This window comes from Flavobacterium geliluteum (assembly GCF_017948595.1).
Classification (GTDB): domain Bacteria; phylum Bacteroidota; class Bacteroidia; order Flavobacteriales; family Flavobacteriaceae; genus Flavobacterium; species Flavobacterium flavipigmentatum.
In genome coordinates this window covers 58,930-76,219 of sequence record NZ_JAGFBV010000006.1, presented here as the reverse complement: position 1 = coordinate 76,219, position 17,290 = coordinate 58,930, and the positions used below count along the sequence as shown (strand labels likewise).

Below are 17,290 nucleotides of genomic sequence, written 5' to 3'. Positions count from 1 at the left end.
TTCAATTTCAGACATAAAAACCCGACATCAAGAAAAATGTCGGGTTTCTTGTTTATTGCGCTTTATCATGTTGTACCCAAACAAGATCTGAAACATTATAACCTATATCCTGAGCTTTTATAAGAAAATCTGCTTTTACACTTTCAGGCATTGTCGTTTCGCGCGACAAGATCCACATGTACTTTAGATTTTCGCCTACCACCAAGGCATATTTATAATTCTCATCAACAGCAATTACATTATAACCAGCGTAAAAAGGACCAAAAAATGAGACTTTCAGCATACCTACATTGTCTTTTTTGACAAATTTGGCTTTTCCTATGCTTTGTTCCCACTTGTCTTTTCTGACATCATAGCCCTTGTTATCAACTTTTAATGTACCATTATCGTTCAGAGAATATTCGGCAGTTACGTTGCTTAAACCTTTTTCATATTTAAAATCCAGTCTGGCAATCTCGAACCATTTTCCTAAATATTTAGAAATATCAAAATTAGTAACAGCAGCTGCTTTTTTAGGAATAGTCGCTTTACAAGAATAAAGTGCAATAGCTACTCCTGCCCCCACTAATGCAGGAATTATATATCTATTTTTCATAATGTTCTCTTTTATATCATAAAGTTACCATCTTAGTCAGAGAAATGTTTACAGAATTATTTTTATTTTTTACATATTTAAATGCACAAAAAAACCGCTGGAAAAAATACTTCCAGCGGTTTAAAAAATATGATTTAACGTCTATTACACGTGTAAAGCTCTGTTATCTGTTGCAGCCAATGCCGCTTCTTTTACCGCTTCCGCGAAAGTTGGGTGTGCGTGGCTCATTCTTGAAATATCTTCTGCAGAGGCTTTAAATTCCATTGCAGTCACAGCTTCAGCAATCAAATCAGCGGTACGGGCACCAATCATGTGAACACCTAAAACCTCATCTGTTTTTGCATCAGCAATAATTTTTACGAATCCGTCTAAATCTCCACTTGCTCTTGCACGACCTAAAGCTTTAAAAGGAAAACTTCCTACTTTATATTCGGTTCCAGAAGCTTTTACCTGCTCTTCTGTTTGTCCAACTGCAGCAACTTCTGGCCAAGTATAAACTACACCAGGAATCAAATTATAATCGATATGTGGTTTTTGACCTGCTAAGATTTCGGCAACCATCGTTCCTTCTTCTTCGGCTTTGTGCGCCAGCATTGCTCCACGAACAACGTCTCCTATCGCATAAATATTCGGAACATTTGTTTGCAAATGATCGTTTACTTCTACTTGTCCTCTGTCTGAAATTTTTACTCCAGCTTTGTCAGCATTTAATCCGTCTGTGTAAGGACGACGACCAACAGAAACTAATGAATAATCTCCTTCAAGAGTGATTGTTTCTCCTTTTGCATTTTCAGCCTGAACCACAACAGCATCATCGTTTCTTTCTACTGATTTTACTTTGTGGGAAACATAAAATTTCATTCCTTGTTTTTTCAATACTTTTGTCAATTCTTTAGACAAAGCACTATCCATTCCGGGAATAATTCTATCCATAAATTCTACTACAGAAACTTGCGCTCCCAAACGTAAATAAACTTGTCCAAGCTCGATTCCGATAACGCCTCCACCAATAATTACAAGGTGTTTTGGTACTTCTTTTAAGGCCAAAGCTTCAGTAGAAGTAATAATTCTTTCTTTATCAATTTTAATAAAAGGCAAAGAAGATGGTTTAGAACCTGTAGCAATTACAGCATATTTTGTTTCGATAGTTTCCGAAGTTCCATCTGCTTTTGCAACTGCAATGTGTGTTGCATCTACGAAAGAACCTAAACCTGTAAAAACAGTAATTTTATTTTTATCCATTAAGTAGTTGATTCCACCAACGGTTTGATCTACAACCGCTTGCTTACGCGCGATCATTTTCTCTAAATTGATTTTTACATCTCCCGAAACTTCAATTCCGTGATCTGCAAAATGTGCAATTTCGGCATAATGATGAGAAGAAGACAATAATGCTTTTGAAGGAATACAACCTACGTTAAGGCACGTTCCTCCCAGCGAGTTATACTTTTCTACAATTGCTGTTTTGAAACCTAATTGTGCGCAACGAATTGCTGATACATATCCGCCAGGGCCTGAACCTATAATGACTACGTCAAATGAACTCATAGTTTGTCTATTTTATTTTTAGCGATACAAAATTAAGGAATAAAGTTTTGTTTAAAGTTTAAATTTCAATGTTTTTTGTATGAAATTTTGGTTGGAAGTTTTATAATAAAGCATAAAAAGGTTTGCTAGGGTTTGTTTTTAAATGTTGCAAAGGCAAGTAATCGAAAATTTTTTTGCCTCTAGTTACATAAATTCTCTCGAATTATTTTTGTTTCTCATGAAATCGCAAGATTATTATAAGAAGCCTCTGAACCTTTGTAACTTTCTACATAAAACTCAAGGTTTACTTTGAGGATTTCTTGAAGAATGAAAAACAGAATAAACGATTACTTCATTTTCGATAATTTCATAAATAATTACGAATGGAAATTTTACTAAGGTTAATTCACGATAGCCTGGTGCTTTTTTTATTTCAAATAATTGCGGATTTGTTTTTAAAACTTTTAGATATAATTGTAAATAAGACATAAATTGTTTTCCCAAACCTCTACTCCTGCTTTCATAAAATTCAATAGAATCATCAATTTCATTTTCTGCTAAGGGTAAAATTTTAATTTTAAAAACCATACTTATCATTCAAACGCTGTTCTACTTCCTCCCAAGAAGTTGCTTCTTTTTTATTTGAAAGATACTTTTCTCTTTCTTCAGCAACTAAATCATAATGAGAATCAGAAACAATTGATTTCTTTTCGTCATGATTTATAGCAGCAAAAACACTTTCTAAAATTTCTAATTTAGAATCGTCTTCAATGAATTTTCCAAAATCCTTTATCAGCTTACGTCTTAATTCTCTTGTTTCCATTATCGTTGCATTTTAAATCAAATTTAACCCTTTTTGGTTTTGAAATGTGTTAAGATGATTTTCTTTTTTTGTTCACAAAGACCAAGTTTTGACTAAGAAGAAATCTCCAAAGGTAATTCTGCAAAGAGATAACATTCTTTTTAGAGCTTCTTGCGGGGATCCTTCGTTTCTCAGGATGACAAAAAGAGCGAAAAAAACTTTGAGCCTTTGTCCCTGCGAATCTTTGCAGCAAAACCTCAAAAACTTAGCAACTCAGAACCTCCACAACTTAAAAAATAACCGTAGAATTCTTCACTTCATTGATCATAAACATACTTTGTGTGCTTCCAATATGCTGCAAAGTGGTGAGCTTGGTTACCAAAAATTCTCTGTAGGCTTCCATGTCTTTTACCAAAACTTTGAGGATATAATCATAGTCGCCACTTACGTGATGGCATTCTAAAACTTCGTTGAGCTGAATGACTTCGCTCTCGAATTTGGTCAGGAATTGTTTGGTATGCTGAATGAGTTTTAGATGACAGAACACGACAAAACCTCTTTCGATTTTGGTTTTATCGACCAGCGCCACATAGTTTTTGATGATGCCTTCGCGCTCTAACTTCTTGATTCGCTCATACACTGCAGTTACCGAAAGATTGAGTTTTAAGGACAATTCTTTGGTAGTTTTTTTGCTGTCGGTTTGCAGTAAAACAAGGAGTTTTTTGTCGGTGGCGTCTAAAGTCATTTTTTGAAGTTGTGAGATGAAAGAAAATCTATTGATTGATGTTTTATAGAGTAAATTTAGAATAATAATTTAAAAATTTTACTTTTTATGGTTTTAAAATCTAAATACAAAACATATAGTTGATTATTTTTCTAATAAGATGTTATTTTGAATGAATTTTGTTTTGAAAACAAGTGCCCTAGCCCTGATTACTTCACATGATTCTTATTTTAAGTGGAGTTCAGTGAACTTCGTTTGAAGTGGAAATCCTTTTGCTTTTTTCTTTAAAAAGCAAAAGATTGAAACGGATAGCAGGAAATAGCTTCTAAAAATTATAAATATTAACCTGAGGATGAGTTAGCTTACGCTCAGTTCGCTGCGCTCGAGTACTTCGTTCCTCGCAATGACATAAAAATGAAAGACTTTAACCCAGCAGATAAAATTCAGGATCTGCAATACTTTGGCGAATTTGGTGGTGTAAATCCGTCGATTTCTGATTCTTCGACTTACACCTTTCTTTCGGCCAAAACCATGTTTGACACTTTTGAAGGCAACATGGAGGGCTGTTATTTGTATTCGCGCCATTCGTCGCCGAGTAATTTGTACTTAGACCAGGCTTTGGCAGCGATGGAAGGCACAGAAACGGCGAATGTTTCGGCCTCTGGAATGGGTGCCATTACGCCTACTATATTGCAACTTTGCAGCGCAGGCGATCATATTATCTCGAGCCGTACAATTTATGGAGGAACCTATGCTTTTTTGAAGAATTTCACACCTCGTTTTGGAATTGCAACCTCGTTTGTAGACATTACAAAATTAGAGGTTGTAGAAGCGGCAATTACCGCTAAAACAAAGGTTTTATATTGCGAAACGGTGAGCAACCCGCTACTGGAAGTGGCTGATATTGCTGGATTGGCGCAAATTGCTAAAAAACATAATTTGACGTTGGTTGTTGACAATACATTTTCGCCATTGTCTGTTTCGCCAGCCAAATTAGGCGCAGATATTGTGATTCATAGTTTGACAAAATACATTAACGGCAGCAGCGATACGGTTGGTGGTGTAACGTGTGCATCAAAAGAATTTATTAATGCTTTGAAAAATGTAAATTCTGGCGCAAGCATGCTTTTGGGCCCTACAATGGACAGTTTACGTTCTGCGAGTGTGATGAAAAATCTTCGTACGTTGCATATTCGTATCAAGCAACACAGTCATAACGCGCATTTTCTGGCGGATCAATTTGAAAAAGAGGGTCTAAAAACCGTTTATCCGGGGCTAAAAAGCCATCCAAGCCACGAACTTTACAAAACAATGATCAATCCGGAATATGGTTTTGGCGGAATGCTGACTATTGACGTTGGAACTTTGGCCAAAGCCAATGAATTGATGGAATTGATGCAAGCGAGAAATTTAGGATATTTGGCTGTGAGCTTAGGTTTCTACAAAACATTGTTCAGCGCTCCTGGGACATCTACTTCGAGCGAGATCCCGATGGAAGAACAAAAAGAGATGGGACTTACCGATGGTTTGATTCGTTTCTCTATTGGTTTAGACAACGACATTCAGCGCACTTACGAAATGATGAAAGCTTGTATGGTGGAATTAGGGATTTTAAATTAGACTAACTTAGATTTTAGACATCTTAGATTACTAAATTACAATTTTTCACCACGAATTGACAAATTTTTAAAACAAATTAATTTGTGAATTCGTGGTAATTTTTTTTACGAAATCAATATTGCACACCAATTTGTCATTTTGACAAAGGAGAAATCACACAAAATACGAAAAAACATAAAAAAACCGTTCTGATCAATCTCAGAACGGTTTTTTACATATAACTTTTTACATATAACTTTTAAATTTTAACCTCTTCAACGAAGTTCAATTTACTGTTTTTTCTACTGTAAGTGAAGTAAATAAATAGGCCTATTAATAACCAAATTGTAAAGTAAATCCAGTTCCAAACGCTTAATTCAGCCATCATATAGAGACAACAAATAAGTCCCAAAAGCGGAATTAATGACAGGTTTTTTCTAAAAGCCCAAACAGCTAATCCAACCAAAACGATTAAGAAAATCCACATTGGAATTTTGTGTTTGAATAAACTGAAACCTGATTCGTATTTTAGCGAATCATTAATTGGTAAGCCCTTTACAACCTCAGCATATTTTGCATCATCATCTTGATACTGACTCAATAAATGCTCTAAATCTGAAGTTTCCGAAGTTTTTTTATGAAAGTTGATACTTTGCAAATAATCGAAAACTTTAGTTGATTCCTCTTTATTTAATGATGTTATAATCGTTGTGGCATCGTTGGTCTGTGCTTCATTATTTATAAAAGCCATAGTCGCTTTATTATTATAAGCAAAAGCATAATACAAACCCGCAATCAAAAGGACTGGCATGATAAATTTTGAATTTACATACGGTGTTTTGAATTTTCCTCTCGGAATTTCAGGTTTATTTTGTAAAACCAAAACTCCCGCACATACCAACACAAAGGCAAATAAAGTCCCGATACTACATAAATCGGTTACCATTGTTAAATTTAAAAATAAAGCCGGAACCGCTACTACAAAACCTGTTACAATCGTAGCAAATGATGGCGTTTTGTATTTTGGATGCACCGTAGAAAATTTCTTAGGCAAAAGACCATCTCGGCTCATACTCATCCAAATACGAGGTTGTCCCATTTGAAAAACCAACAAAACGCTCGCCATAGCAATTACGGCACTTACGGCAATAATTCCTGACATCCATTTTAAGTCTAATTTTTCAAAAACAAAAGCCAAAGGATCACCCACATTTAATTGGTTATAAGACACCATTCCAGTCAGAACTAATGCAATGGCAATATATAAAATCGTGCAAATAATAATCGCCCACATCATTCCGCGTGGTAAATCTCGTTGCGGATTTTTACATTCTTCAGCGGTTGTAGAGATCGCATCAAAACCTATATAAGCAAAGAAAACTGCCGAAACCCCTTTTAAAACGCCACTAACGCCATTTGGAGCAAAGGGATCCCAATTGGCGGTATCTACATAAAATACACCCACCGCAATCACCAAAAGTACAATACAAAGCTTGACAACGACCATCACATTACTGGCATTACGAGATTCTTTCATACCTCTGTAAACCAAAGCCGTAATCAAAACAATAATGAACAAAGCTGGCAAATCAGCCACAAAATGAAAAGAACCAATTGTTGGTGCTGTTGTCCAGGCAGTATAGGAAGCTTGCAAAGAAGCGCTTAAATTTTCAAAAGCTTTACCACCCTGCATTAAAGAGGTTGCATCATTATAACCGTTTGAGGCCGTTAAATAATCCATCTGAATCCATTGTGGGAGATGAATTCCGCCACTCTGGAGGAGTCCCGTAAAATAATCACTCCAAGATATGGCTACGGTAATGTTTCCTACGGCATATTCCATAATTAAAGCCCAACCAATAATCCAGGCTATTATTTCACCAAATGCAACATACGAATACGTGTAGGCACTTCCTGAAACCGGAACCATCGAAGCAAATTCGGCGTAAGCAAAAGCAGCAAAACTACATGCTAAAGCCGTAAACAAAAACAAAAAAATAACCGCCGGACCACCGTCTGCACTAGCTTTTCCGATGGTACTAAAAATACCAGCTCCTACGATAGCCGCAATTCCAAATGCAGTTAAATCTCTCGTTGTCAGGTGTTTTCCTAACGCATTATGACCATCTGCTTCGTTCTTTGCAACTTGTTTGAGAATATCTTGTACCGTTTTTTTTCGGAATAAACCTGATAATGCCATGTGTGGTTTTGCTTTTAAAATTAATTTATTTCGGTCTTTAGGGTTTTATTTTGCAAATAATGCAAAAATTATCCTGATTTCAAATATATAAAACGATTTTGTTTTTATGTAAGTTTTTTTTAGTGTCGAATTTATGAAATATTTTTTCTGCCACAGATTAAAGAATTAAAAAATCTGTGCAAATCATTTTAATCAGTGGCAAAAAAATAGACTTAGCAGCCACCACAGTTAAATTCACTTCAAACAACTTCTTAAAATAGTTATAGGATGTTGTGCTTCTCTGCTTGTTCCGTCATAAATTTGATGGCGGCAACTGGTTCCGGCAGCGGCTATTTTTACATTTTCGGCAGTGGCTCTCACTTTTGGAAATAAAGTGTCCTCACCCATTTGCATGCTTACACCATAATGTTCTTTTTCGTAACCAAAAGAACCCGCCATTCCGCAACATCCTGAATTATAAATGGTAACAACATTATTTATTGGCAAGTTCAACATAGCAAAAGTTGCCTCGATAGCACTTAATGATTTTTGATGACAATGTCCGTGAATTTTAATTTCTTTCTTTTCTGTCGAAAATGAATCTGCTGTAATATTGCCTGAAGTAATTTCGTTTTTGAAAAATTCTTCTATCGTAAAAGTACTTTTTGCTATTTTTTCAGCGGAAGCTTTATCATCTGCCAAACGTAAATACTCGTCTCTGAAGGTTAAGATTGCCGAAGGTTCTATTCCTATCAAAGGAACTTCTGAAGAAACCAGATCTTTAAAAATTTGAATATTTGTGTTGGCAATTTTTTTTGCCTGTTCTAAAAATCCTTTCGATAAATAGGCTCTTCCGCTTTCTTCGTGAGATATAACCAAAACTTCGTAACCCAAGTGAGACAATAACTCAAAAGCATCAATCCCGATGTTTACATCATAATAATTGGTAAATTCATCCACAAATAAATACACTCGCCCATTGGTAAAATTAGTGTTCTTATTCTTTGCTTGAAAAGCAGCATGCCACTTCCTAAACGTTTTCCTGGCCAGCAAAGGAACCTCTCTTTCGGGTGCGATTCCCATCGTTTTTTTTACCAAAGACTGATTCGAAATAAAATTGGTAATTGAAGGAAATAAACTTCCCATTTTATTTAGTTTGGCGTTGTGAGCAAAAATTTTATTTCGGGTCGAGAATCCGTTTGCCTTTTGATATTGATATAAAAATTCAGCTTTCAGCGTTGCAACATCCACATTACTTGGGCATTCGCTCGCACAAGCTTTGCAACTCACACACAACTCAAAAACTTCATATAATTCTTTTTGGTCAAATTTATTTTCTTTTTCAGAATATGTCAAATATTCGCGCAACGCATTGGCTCTTGCACGGGTCGTTTCTTTTTCGTTTTTGGTAGCGCGATAACTCGGACACATCGCTCCTCCTGCCGATGGTAATTTTCTGCAATCGCCAGAACCGTTGCATTTTTCGGCGGCACGCAAAATCCCTAAACTGTCAGAGAAATCCTGAAACGTTTTAATATTTGGTTCTACTCTACCGGATATCACACGATGGTTTTCATCCATTTTTAAAGCGTTGACAATCTTACCGATATTCAAAGCCGAGTTGGGATCGAATGCCAATTTAATTCGTTTTAATAATTCATAATTGGTGTCGCCAATCATAAACGGAATAAATTCGCCACGTACAATTCCGTCGCCGTGTTCACCGCTTAAAGAGCCTCGGTATTTTTTGACCAAAATCGCCACATCGGTTGCGATGGTTCTAAATAATTTGAGATCGGATGTTTTCTTTAAATTCAAAACAGGTCGCAAATGCAATTCTCCCGCTCCAGCATGCGCATAATAAATCGCTTCCTGGCCGTGACGGAGCATCATCGCCGAAAATTCGGCAATATAATTGGGTAAATCACTCAATTCTACTGCAGTATCTTCAATAGAATCGGCCGCTTTATCATCGCCTACGATGCTTCCTAAAAGTCCGAGACCGGCTTTACGAAGCTCATTAACTTTATCAATATCAGGGCCGTATATTTTTACGAGCGCATAACCAAAATTATTTTTTTCCAGATCTTCAATCAGAGCATTGGCTTGATTTTCGGCATCTTGCCTATCATGAGAAGCGACTTCAAACATCATAATTGCTTTTGGTTCTCCGACCAAAAAAAATCTGTTTTTAAATTGCTCACGATTCGTTTTGGTACAATCTAAAATCGTATCATCAATCATTTCGCAAGTGTATAAATGATGTTTCATTGCCACTACCACAGATTCCAGCGATTCCTGAATGCTGTGGTAATGCGCCACCACCATAATATTGTTTGCGGGCGGCAAATCATCTACTTTTAAGGTAACTTCGGTGGTAAAAGCAAGTGTTCCTTCGCTTCCACAAAGTAATTTACCTAAATTTATTGTTGGTTCGGTTCCTCCAAACAAATCCGATTTTAATAAAATATCGACCGCATAACCCGTATTTCTCCTGTGAATTTCGGGCTTAGGAAACTCTTTTATAATTTCTTCCTGCGTAGCTTTATTAGAAAGTTCTTCGTAAATACTTTTGTAAATTTTATTTTCTAATGTTTCACCTTTGGTTTTTTCGATAAATTCTTCCGAAGTCAGTTCATTAAAAACAACCTCAGAACCATCACTCAAAATGGCTTTTATGGCAACAATTTTATCTCGGGTTACGCCGTAACGAATTGAAGTTGTCCCCGATGAATTATTACCAACCATACCGCCAATCATACAACGATTAGAAGTCGAAGTATTAGGACCAAAAAAAACGCCATAAGGTTTTAAGAATAAATTTAGCTCATCACGAATCACCCCGGGTTGTACCGTCACCGTTTTCTCTTCGAGATTGAAAGAAAGTATTCTAGTGAAATTTTTAGAAACATCTACCACAATTCCGTCGCCAACCGTCTGTCCCGCTAAAGAAGTTCCTGCCGTTCGAGGCGTAATCGAAACATGGTGTTTTGCGGCAAACCGAATCAGTTTACTAATATCTTCATTGGTTTTTGGTATGGCAACCGCTTTGGGCTTTATTCTGTACACCGAGGCATCGGTAGAATATAGGGTTTTATGTAGGTCATCGTATAAAAGTGTTCCTTCTAAAGATGCTGATAATTGCTGTAACTCCTTATTTATTGACATTATATACTAAATTTATTGCCTAAAACTGGTTAAATACTTGTATTACGAGTACAAAAATACTGTAATTTCAATTGTTATTTGATACTTCATAAAGATTAAAAAAATAACGTTTAAATCCTTTTAAAACCGTAAATTTCGTTAAACTCAAATCTCTAATTTTATTCTGTATTTTTTATTTAGATTTCTATCATTTAGCTCAAATGCTGTACGATTGTCTCGCATAAACCAACATCTCACTAATGCAACGATCACTTGGTTTTCAATCCTAAATAAATAAAATCGATTCTTTTTACTGAACTTATTTTTTTATTCACTAATTGCAGAAAAACGCACTTTATCTAGTTTTTTAAATTTCCTTTGATAATAGTACCTTTTTTACTTTAAATATTACTACACAAAGACAGATTTACATCTTAAACAATAGCAATCCTGATAGTTATCTGAAGCCATTTGATATGATTATTCTAATTAAAATTTGTCCATATATTAAAAAAACAGCGTTTAATTCTCTTATAATCGAATGTTATTTTTTACGTAATTATACTGAATAAGAATTATTTAAAATTTAAAAAACAGCTTTTTTATTCTTTTTTTACTTGTCGAAAATGAAATAGGCTATTTTAATTACTCATAATACTCAACTTGTATCTGAATTTTAAAAAAGATACAATAAATTTTAAAAATTTAAGATCCTCAAATCACTATTACTTTTACACAAACAACAATTCTATTTTTAAAAGTATTATTAATTTATATTGAAAAAAGGCAAATATACTATAAAAATTAAATTTTAATGCAAATAAATGCGTTTTTTAAGCTAATTAAAATAAAATAAAGCACAATAACGCAATTATACCTCCAAATTAAGTCATTCTAAAAATTTTAACAACTATAATTTAGTGTTTATTTTTTAAATGCATTTTTTTGCATTATTTAATATTTAAAACAAAAATATTGCATAAAATCGCATTTTATTAAAATTATCTATATATTTGCTTACTAACCATAAATAACTAACATCTTATGAAAAAAATTCTCCTCTTTTCATTGTTGTTTTTTCTCGTACAAATAACATTTGCGCAAACAAAGACAATCTCTGGAATCGTTAAAAACAAGGCCGATGGGATCCCTATACCCGGTGTTACCATATTGATAAAAGGCACAAAGACAAGTACTGTCACTGATTTTGATGGTAAATATTCGATAAACGCTAACCCAACTGATATCCTTATCATTAGCTATATCGGATTTGAAACAAAAGAAATTAAAGCAACCGATCCAGCATCCAACATCACCTTATCAGAAAGTATTGAAACTCTGAATAATGTTACTGTTGTGGGCTCGATGGGTATCGTACGTAACAAATCATCACTTGGATATTCTGTGCAGGAAGTAAAAGGCAAAGATATTGCAGACACACAACGTCCTAACTTTGCCAATGCTTTGCAAGGTCGTATTGCAGGTCTTACCGTAACGAGTTCGACTGGGGCTCCCGGCGCTTCGGCAGCAATTCAGTTAAGAGGTGTAAACTCATTAAGCGGCAACAACTCTCCTCTGTATGTCGTGGATGGCTTACCCGTAAATAACGAAACATTGAGTCAGGAGTTATTGATTTCTAACGCTCCAAACAGAAACCAGGATTATACTAATAGGGGCGCAGACATAAATCCTGAAGATATTGAATCTGTGGTAATACTAAAAGGCCCAGAGGCAGCAGCACTTTATGGTATGCAAGCGGGTAACGGAGCTATTGTAATTACCACCAAAAAAGGTAAAAACGGAACCGGCAGACTGACCTACTCTAACAACACCCGATTTGAAACGTTGTATCGTTTTCCGGACATTCAAACAACTTATCAGCGAGGTGGTGACGGAATAACCAATACTGATTACCGAAGACAATTTGGCGCCCCTTATGAACCGGGAACACAATTTTATAATAATGTTGAGAATTTCTTCAAAACCGGAGTTTCAAAAACACATAATATTTCTTTTGAAGCTGGTACGGAGACAACATCATACCGATTATCTGTTTCTAATTTAGAACAGGAAGGCGTTACTCCTAATACAGGATACAGTCGCTTGACAGCAAATTTAAATGCTTCTGCAAAAATATCTTCAAAATTAAAATCAGAAGGCACATTCAATTTTACAAAATCAGACAACCAAAAAGCATCCAAAGGAGGAGCCGGAGGACTTGCTTCAAGTTTTACTACGGGATATTTACTATCGCTATTGACTTGGCCCGCCAATGACAATGCTCAAAATTATTTGAATCCCGACGGAAGCAGGCGAAAAATCACTTCCGGTACATTAGATACTGAGACAGATAACCCTTTTTGGGATGTAAATAAAAATCTGGCAGAAGACTTTAACAATCGTTTTATCACCAATGTTGGCTTGATTTATGACCCGTATTCGTGGCTTAACTTAACCGGTCGCGTAGGTTGGGATGTTAATTCTGCTCAGGGTTACAGATCTATTCACCCAGAATCTGCCGCAGGTATTACTCCCGGTGGTTTTATCGAAAGTTATTACGCCAATACCAGTAACCTAAACACCACTTTTTTAGCAACAGGTAAAGCATCCTTTGGTAAATTTAATACCAAATTAATGATCGGTAATGCCATTAATGACAATTATTACAGAATTTTATCTACAACAGGAACCAAGTTTTTTGATCCTAACTTTAATTCTATCAATAATACCGACGCCACTACCCAAAGATCACAGGAAAGAATTATTCAGAGTCGTGTAATTGGCTTTTTCTCCGAATTTAATTTAGATTATGATAAAATTGCTTTTTTAAACTTAACAGGTCGTAAAGACTGGACTTCTGTACTAAAAGATCCTTTTTTCTACCCTTCTGTATCAAGTAGTTTTGTCTTTACGAACTTACCCGCTTTAAAAGGAAAAGAAATCTTATCCTATGGTAAATTGAGAGCTTCTTATGCAGAAGCAGCTAATATTCCTTCACCGTATTCTTCTGAGCCTGTTTTTACTCCCCAAGGAACCACAGACGGCGGTTATGGGTATGGCGTAACAGGTGCCAACCCAAATTTAGTTCCTGAGTTTCGTTTGGCTTATGAATTTGGTGCCGAATTAAAATTCTTAAACGATCGTATAGGATTAGACGTTACAGTGTACAGCACCAAAACAGTTGACCCAATTTTAAAGAATATGCGTTTGAGTTACGGAACCGGATTTGTTCTTACTTCGGCTAATTTCGGAGATTTAAGAAATGAAGGTTTAGAGATTACCCTGAATGCCTCTCCTGTAAAAGGTGAAAAATTTTCTTGGGATGTAATGGCTAATTTTAATAAAACCCGTTCAAAGGTACTAAACCTTCCTTCTGTTGTTTCAGAATACTATGTATCAGATACATGGCTTTACGGAAACGTACGTGGCGGAGTAGTAGCCGGTGGGCCAACAACTACGCTGACTGGTGTTGATTATTTACGAAATAATGCCGGACAGCCACTTATTGATCCTAACACAGGTTTTGCTCTTAAAGATCCAAACTTTAAAGTTGTAGGTGATCGAAATCCTGATTTTGTGATTGGCCTTCAAAACACTTTTACTTACAAAAACCTAAGCTTATCTTTTCTATTAGACATTCGAAAAGGCGGCGATGTCTTTAACGGAACAGAGTTTTACTTGTACCAAAACGGATTATCTACCCGAACTTTAAACAGAGATCAAACTATTGTAGTACAGGGAATCCTGAGAGATGGTCTGGAAAACACTGCTAATCCAACGCAAAATAATATTCCGATTAGGCCTATCGTTCAAAACGAATATTACAGATCAGGCGGTGTAGATGCCGATTTTATAGAAAAAGACATCAATTGGCTGCGTATGAGAGACATTACGTTGAGTTACCAAATGCCGTCAGAAGTACTAAAGAAAACATTTATTAACTCACTTTCTTTAAATTTAACCATGACCGACTTGTTTATGATAACAAATTACACAGGCGCAGACCCAGCGGTAAACGGAACAAATGCCTCTACAGGAGGTGCCGGCGGTACTGGTTTTGATTATGGAGCCATTTCGACTCCAAGAGGTATAAACTTAGGATTGAGAATTGGACTTTAATAACTAAAATGATGAAAAACATAAAAAAATATATTGCTGCGTTTGGGCTTATGGCCACAATCGTTTCTTGCGAAAACTTAGACGAGTTAAACGTAAACCCAAGTTTTCCTGTAGATGTATCTGCAACAGCTTTGATGCCGCCAATCGAGCAACAAATGGCGGTAGGTTTGCAATTTGACAACCGTATTTTAGGAAGATATATACAAAATTTTAGTATTGCAACTGTTAATACGGCGGGATCTCAATGGGACCAATACGGCTATCAGGCCAATAGTGATGTTGGAGGAGAAATCTGGAAAATGGTCTATTTTTCGATAGGACTTAACCTAAGCAAACTTCAGGAAAAAGCCATCGCCGAAGAGCGTCATGACATTACAGGAATTTCAAAAATTATTAGGGCATGGTCGTGGCAGGTGGCCACCGATTATCATTCAGAATTAATAGATTTTGATCAGGTGTTTACGCAACGCCTTTCTTTTGATTATGTAGGTCAAGAAAAAGTATATGCAGAAGTCGTTCGTCTTTTAAATGAGGGTATATCAGATTTGGCACGTACAGATGGAAATGTTTCGCAAACGTATACCGCTGGTGGAGATAAAATGTACGGTGGAGACAGATCGAAATGGATGAAATTTGCCTATGGAGTTTTGGCCCGTAACTTAAACAACCAAATTAACAAAGCAAGCTATAATCCTGATAAAGTAATCGAATATTGTGACAAATCTTTGGCTTCAAACGCAGATAATGCTTTAATTAGATACAATGGTACAATAGCTGCCGATATCAATTTTTACGGTCCGGGAAGAAGCAATTTTAATACTTTTCGCCAGACAGATTTTGCCGTAAGAACCATGAATGGCGAGATATTTGGTGCTACAGATCCTCGTATGTCAAGAGTTTTAGTACCTTCTGTGGGAACTTCTGAAACCGCTCCGGCATCTGCAGCAGCTCCTGATCCTACAAAATATACTTTTAATGGAAACCCTTTAAACACAACTGCTTCTACAGCTGCTAGCAACGTGAGTAGGATTCCGAATTTCTGGGGCACTTATACTGTGGGAGCCCAAGCTAATCCGGGAAGATATTTGTTTAGAGACAAAGCCAATTTTCCTTTAATGACCTATGCCGAAATTCAGTTTATAAAAGCCGAAGCTGCTTTCATAAAAGGCGATAAAGCATTGGCCTTAGAGGCGTACAAAAAAGGAATTGATGCCAGCATCGATTTTGTAAATGCCAATACAGTAGTTAGCACTGTTTTCCCTATCACAACAACTATATCCGCTACAGAAAAATCAGCCTTTTTAGCGAATATAAATGTTGTTCCACTGGCTAATAATCTGACTTTAAGTCAAATTATGCTTCAAAAATATGTTGCCTTATTTGGTTTTGGAATGTTGGAAACATGGTCAGACATGCGCAAATATCATTACGACAACCAAAACATTTACAAAACAATGAGTTACACTCCAAACGGAGGTTTATTTGTTGATAATGGAGGCAAAATGCCTTACAGAGTGCGTCCGAGATTCAACTCAGAATACGTTTGGAATTTTGAGGCATTAAAAGCCATTGGTGCAGATAAAGTAGATTATCATACTGTAGAAATGTGGTTTTCGCAACCGTAATTCATTAAAAATTTAAACTTTAATTAAATGAAAAATATAAGTAACTTTATAAAAAAGGCAATTTTTCCAATTCTTGGAATAGTATTGCTGGCATCATGTGACGATGAGCATGACTTTACGCCGTACGAAACCTCCGAAATTTCGTCAAACGCTGCCAATGTAAAATTTATTCATGCTGTGGTGGGACCCAACGGAACCAATTTTTCGGTAAATTATTTCTTAGGTGCAGACAAAATTTCGGGTGCGATGGCTTCTGGAGCTCAATATCCAATACCTGCCAATTATGCTTTGGTAAAATCTGGCACACAACCTTTGAGCGTGCGGACTACAGCCACAACGCCAGTAACGGTTTTTGAAGGAAGCCTTACTACAGAACTCGGAAAATATTACAGTAATTTTCTAGTGGCAACCCCACCATCCGTTACGCCTCCTGTGTATTCTACTTATCAAATCAATGATGATTTATCTGTAGCCAATATAGACAAGACAAAAGCTTACATTCGTTTTATAAACGTAATAAGCAATACTCCTGCAGCTGGTTACGATTTAGGACTTATTAAAGAAACTTCTCTCGCGGGAACAGCAGCAGGTGCTATCACGACAAAAGAAGTGTACACCTACAGAAATGTAACTTTTAAAGGTGGTGACGAAAAATTTGTCGCCATAGAAGCACAAGTAGGCACTGATACCAGAGGGTACCAAATACAACTTCGTACAGCTGGCGCTCCTGCCAATCTTCCTGGAGCCACCGTTGTAGCCAATCAAGCCAACTCAGGAACAGGCGTTTTTGTGCCGAGAGCAGGTAGAATTTATACCATTTATTGCCGAGGGATTGCCGATGGTTTACCTGCAGGTTCTACAACAAACAAGCCTGCCATAAGTTGGTACACCAATAAATAATTGATATCAAAAAGTAAGATTCTCTCTAGAAACTCCTAAAGAGAATCTTAACTTTATGTTTTACAAATGTTTA

Annotated in this window: 11 protein-coding genes; 4 read left to right on the top strand and 7 right to left on the bottom strand. The window is 36.2% G+C overall.

All coding sequences use genetic code 11. The features are described from left to right. Positions 1–52 precede the first annotated feature (52 nt). The 5 genes from J3495_RS05290 to J3495_RS05270 all read right to left on the bottom strand — a co-directional run bounded on the left by J3495_RS05290 (position 53) and on the right by J3495_RS05270 (position 3,669). On the bottom strand, positions 53–595 hold the full coding sequence (locus tag J3495_RS05290) for a lipocalin family protein (protein WP_210665530.1): 543 nt from the start codon (positions 593–595) through the stop codon (positions 53–55). 144 nt (positions 596–739) lie between these two features. Further along, positions 740–2,143 carry a dihydrolipoyl dehydrogenase gene (gene lpdA, locus J3495_RS05285; RefSeq protein WP_210665529.1) on the bottom strand — a complete coding sequence of 468 codons (1,404 nt, stop codon included), beginning with the start codon at positions 2,141–2,143 and terminating at the stop codon, positions 740–742. 276 nt (positions 2,144–2,419) lie between these two features. Continuing rightward, positions 2,420–2,710: a type II toxin-antitoxin system RelE/ParE family toxin gene (locus J3495_RS05280; RefSeq protein ID WP_210665528.1), complete on the bottom strand. Its 291-nt coding sequence runs from the start codon at positions 2,708–2,710 to the stop codon at positions 2,420–2,422. Then, entirely contained in the window at positions 2,700–2,945 is a 246-nt protein-coding gene (locus J3495_RS05275; RefSeq protein WP_210665527.1) for a hypothetical protein, read from the bottom strand. Before J3495_RS05275 ends, J3495_RS05280 begins: the two co-directional genes overlap by 11 nt. A gap of 268 nt (positions 2,946–3,213) precedes the next feature. Beyond that, positions 3,214–3,669: an Lrp/AsnC family transcriptional regulator gene (locus tag J3495_RS05270; protein ID WP_210665526.1), complete on the bottom strand. Its 456-nt coding sequence runs from the start codon at positions 3,667–3,669 to the stop codon at positions 3,214–3,216. Positions 3,670–4,062: 393 nt separating this feature from the next. Here J3495_RS05270 and J3495_RS05265 point away from each other — a divergent pair, with 393 nt between their 5' ends. Further along, positions 4,063–5,268, top strand: coding sequence for an aminotransferase class I/II-fold pyridoxal phosphate-dependent enzyme (locus J3495_RS05265; protein WP_210665525.1), 1,206 nt, complete (start codon positions 4,063–4,065; stop codon positions 5,266–5,268). A gap of 238 nt (positions 5,269–5,506) precedes the next feature. Here J3495_RS05265 and J3495_RS05260 read toward each other — a convergent pair whose 3' ends face one another. Further along, entirely contained in the window at positions 5,507–7,447 is a 1,941-nt protein-coding gene (locus tag J3495_RS05260) for an amino acid permease (protein ID WP_210665524.1), read from the bottom strand. Between the two features lie 234 nt (positions 7,448–7,681). Beyond that, positions 7,682–10,594: an FAD-binding and (Fe-S)-binding domain-containing protein gene (locus J3495_RS05255; protein WP_210665523.1), complete on the bottom strand. Its 2,913-nt coding sequence runs from the start codon at positions 10,592–10,594 to the stop codon at positions 7,682–7,684. A gap of 1,023 nt (positions 10,595–11,617) precedes the next feature. On the opposite strand from J3495_RS05255, the gene J3495_RS05250 reads away from it, so the two are divergent. The 3 genes from J3495_RS05250 to J3495_RS05240 are packed head-to-tail and all read left to right on the top strand — an operon-like array spanning position 11,618 to position 17,217. Beyond that, on the top strand, positions 11,618–14,692 hold the full coding sequence (locus J3495_RS05250) for a SusC/RagA family TonB-linked outer membrane protein (protein WP_210665522.1): 3,075 nt from the start codon (positions 11,618–11,620) through the stop codon (positions 14,690–14,692). An 8-nt stretch (positions 14,693–14,700) separates the two neighbouring features. Next, complete coding sequence (locus J3495_RS05245; protein WP_210665521.1) at positions 14,701–16,317, top strand: SusD/RagB family nutrient-binding outer membrane lipoprotein; 1,617 nt, start codon at positions 14,701–14,703, stop codon at positions 16,315–16,317. Between the two features lie 27 nt (positions 16,318–16,344). Beyond that, positions 16,345–17,217: a DUF4397 domain-containing protein gene (locus tag J3495_RS05240; protein WP_210665520.1), complete on the top strand. Its 873-nt coding sequence runs from the start codon at positions 16,345–16,347 to the stop codon at positions 17,215–17,217. Positions 17,218–17,290 lie beyond the last annotated feature (73 nt).

Coding starts and splice junctions, on each gene's coding strand:
- J3495_RS05290 (WP_210665530.1), bottom strand. CDS start 595: ATGAAAAATAGATATATAATTCCTGCATTAGTGGGGGCAGGAGTAGCT.
- J3495_RS05250 (WP_210665522.1), top strand. CDS start 11,618: ATGAAAAAAATTCTCCTCTTTTCATTGTTGTTTTTTCTCGTACAAATA.
- J3495_RS05245 (WP_210665521.1), top strand. CDS start 14,701: ATGATGAAAAACATAAAAAAATATATTGCTGCGTTTGGGCTTATGGCC.
- J3495_RS05275 (WP_210665527.1), bottom strand. CDS start 2,945: ATGGAAACAAGAGAATTAAGACGTAAGCTGATAAAGGATTTTGGAAAA.
- J3495_RS05240 (WP_210665520.1), top strand. CDS start 16,345: ATGAAAAATATAAGTAACTTTATAAAAAAGGCAATTTTTCCAATTCTT.
- J3495_RS05280 (WP_210665528.1), bottom strand. CDS start 2,710: ATGGTTTTTAAAATTAAAATTTTACCCTTAGCAGAAAATGAAATTGAT.
- J3495_RS05265 (WP_210665525.1), top strand. CDS start 4,063: ATGAAAGACTTTAACCCAGCAGATAAAATTCAGGATCTGCAATACTTT.
- lpdA (WP_210665529.1), bottom strand. CDS start 2,143: ATGAGTTCATTTGACGTAGTCATTATAGGTTCAGGCCCTGGCGGATAT.
- J3495_RS05255 (WP_210665523.1), bottom strand. CDS start 10,594: ATGTCAATAAATAAGGAGTTACAGCAATTATCAGCATCTTTAGAAGGA.
- J3495_RS05260 (WP_210665524.1), bottom strand. CDS start 7,447: ATGGCATTATCAGGTTTATTCCGAAAAAAAACGGTACAAGATATTCTC.
- J3495_RS05270 (WP_210665526.1), bottom strand. CDS start 3,669: ATGACTTTAGACGCCACCGACAAAAAACTCCTTGTTTTACTGCAAACC.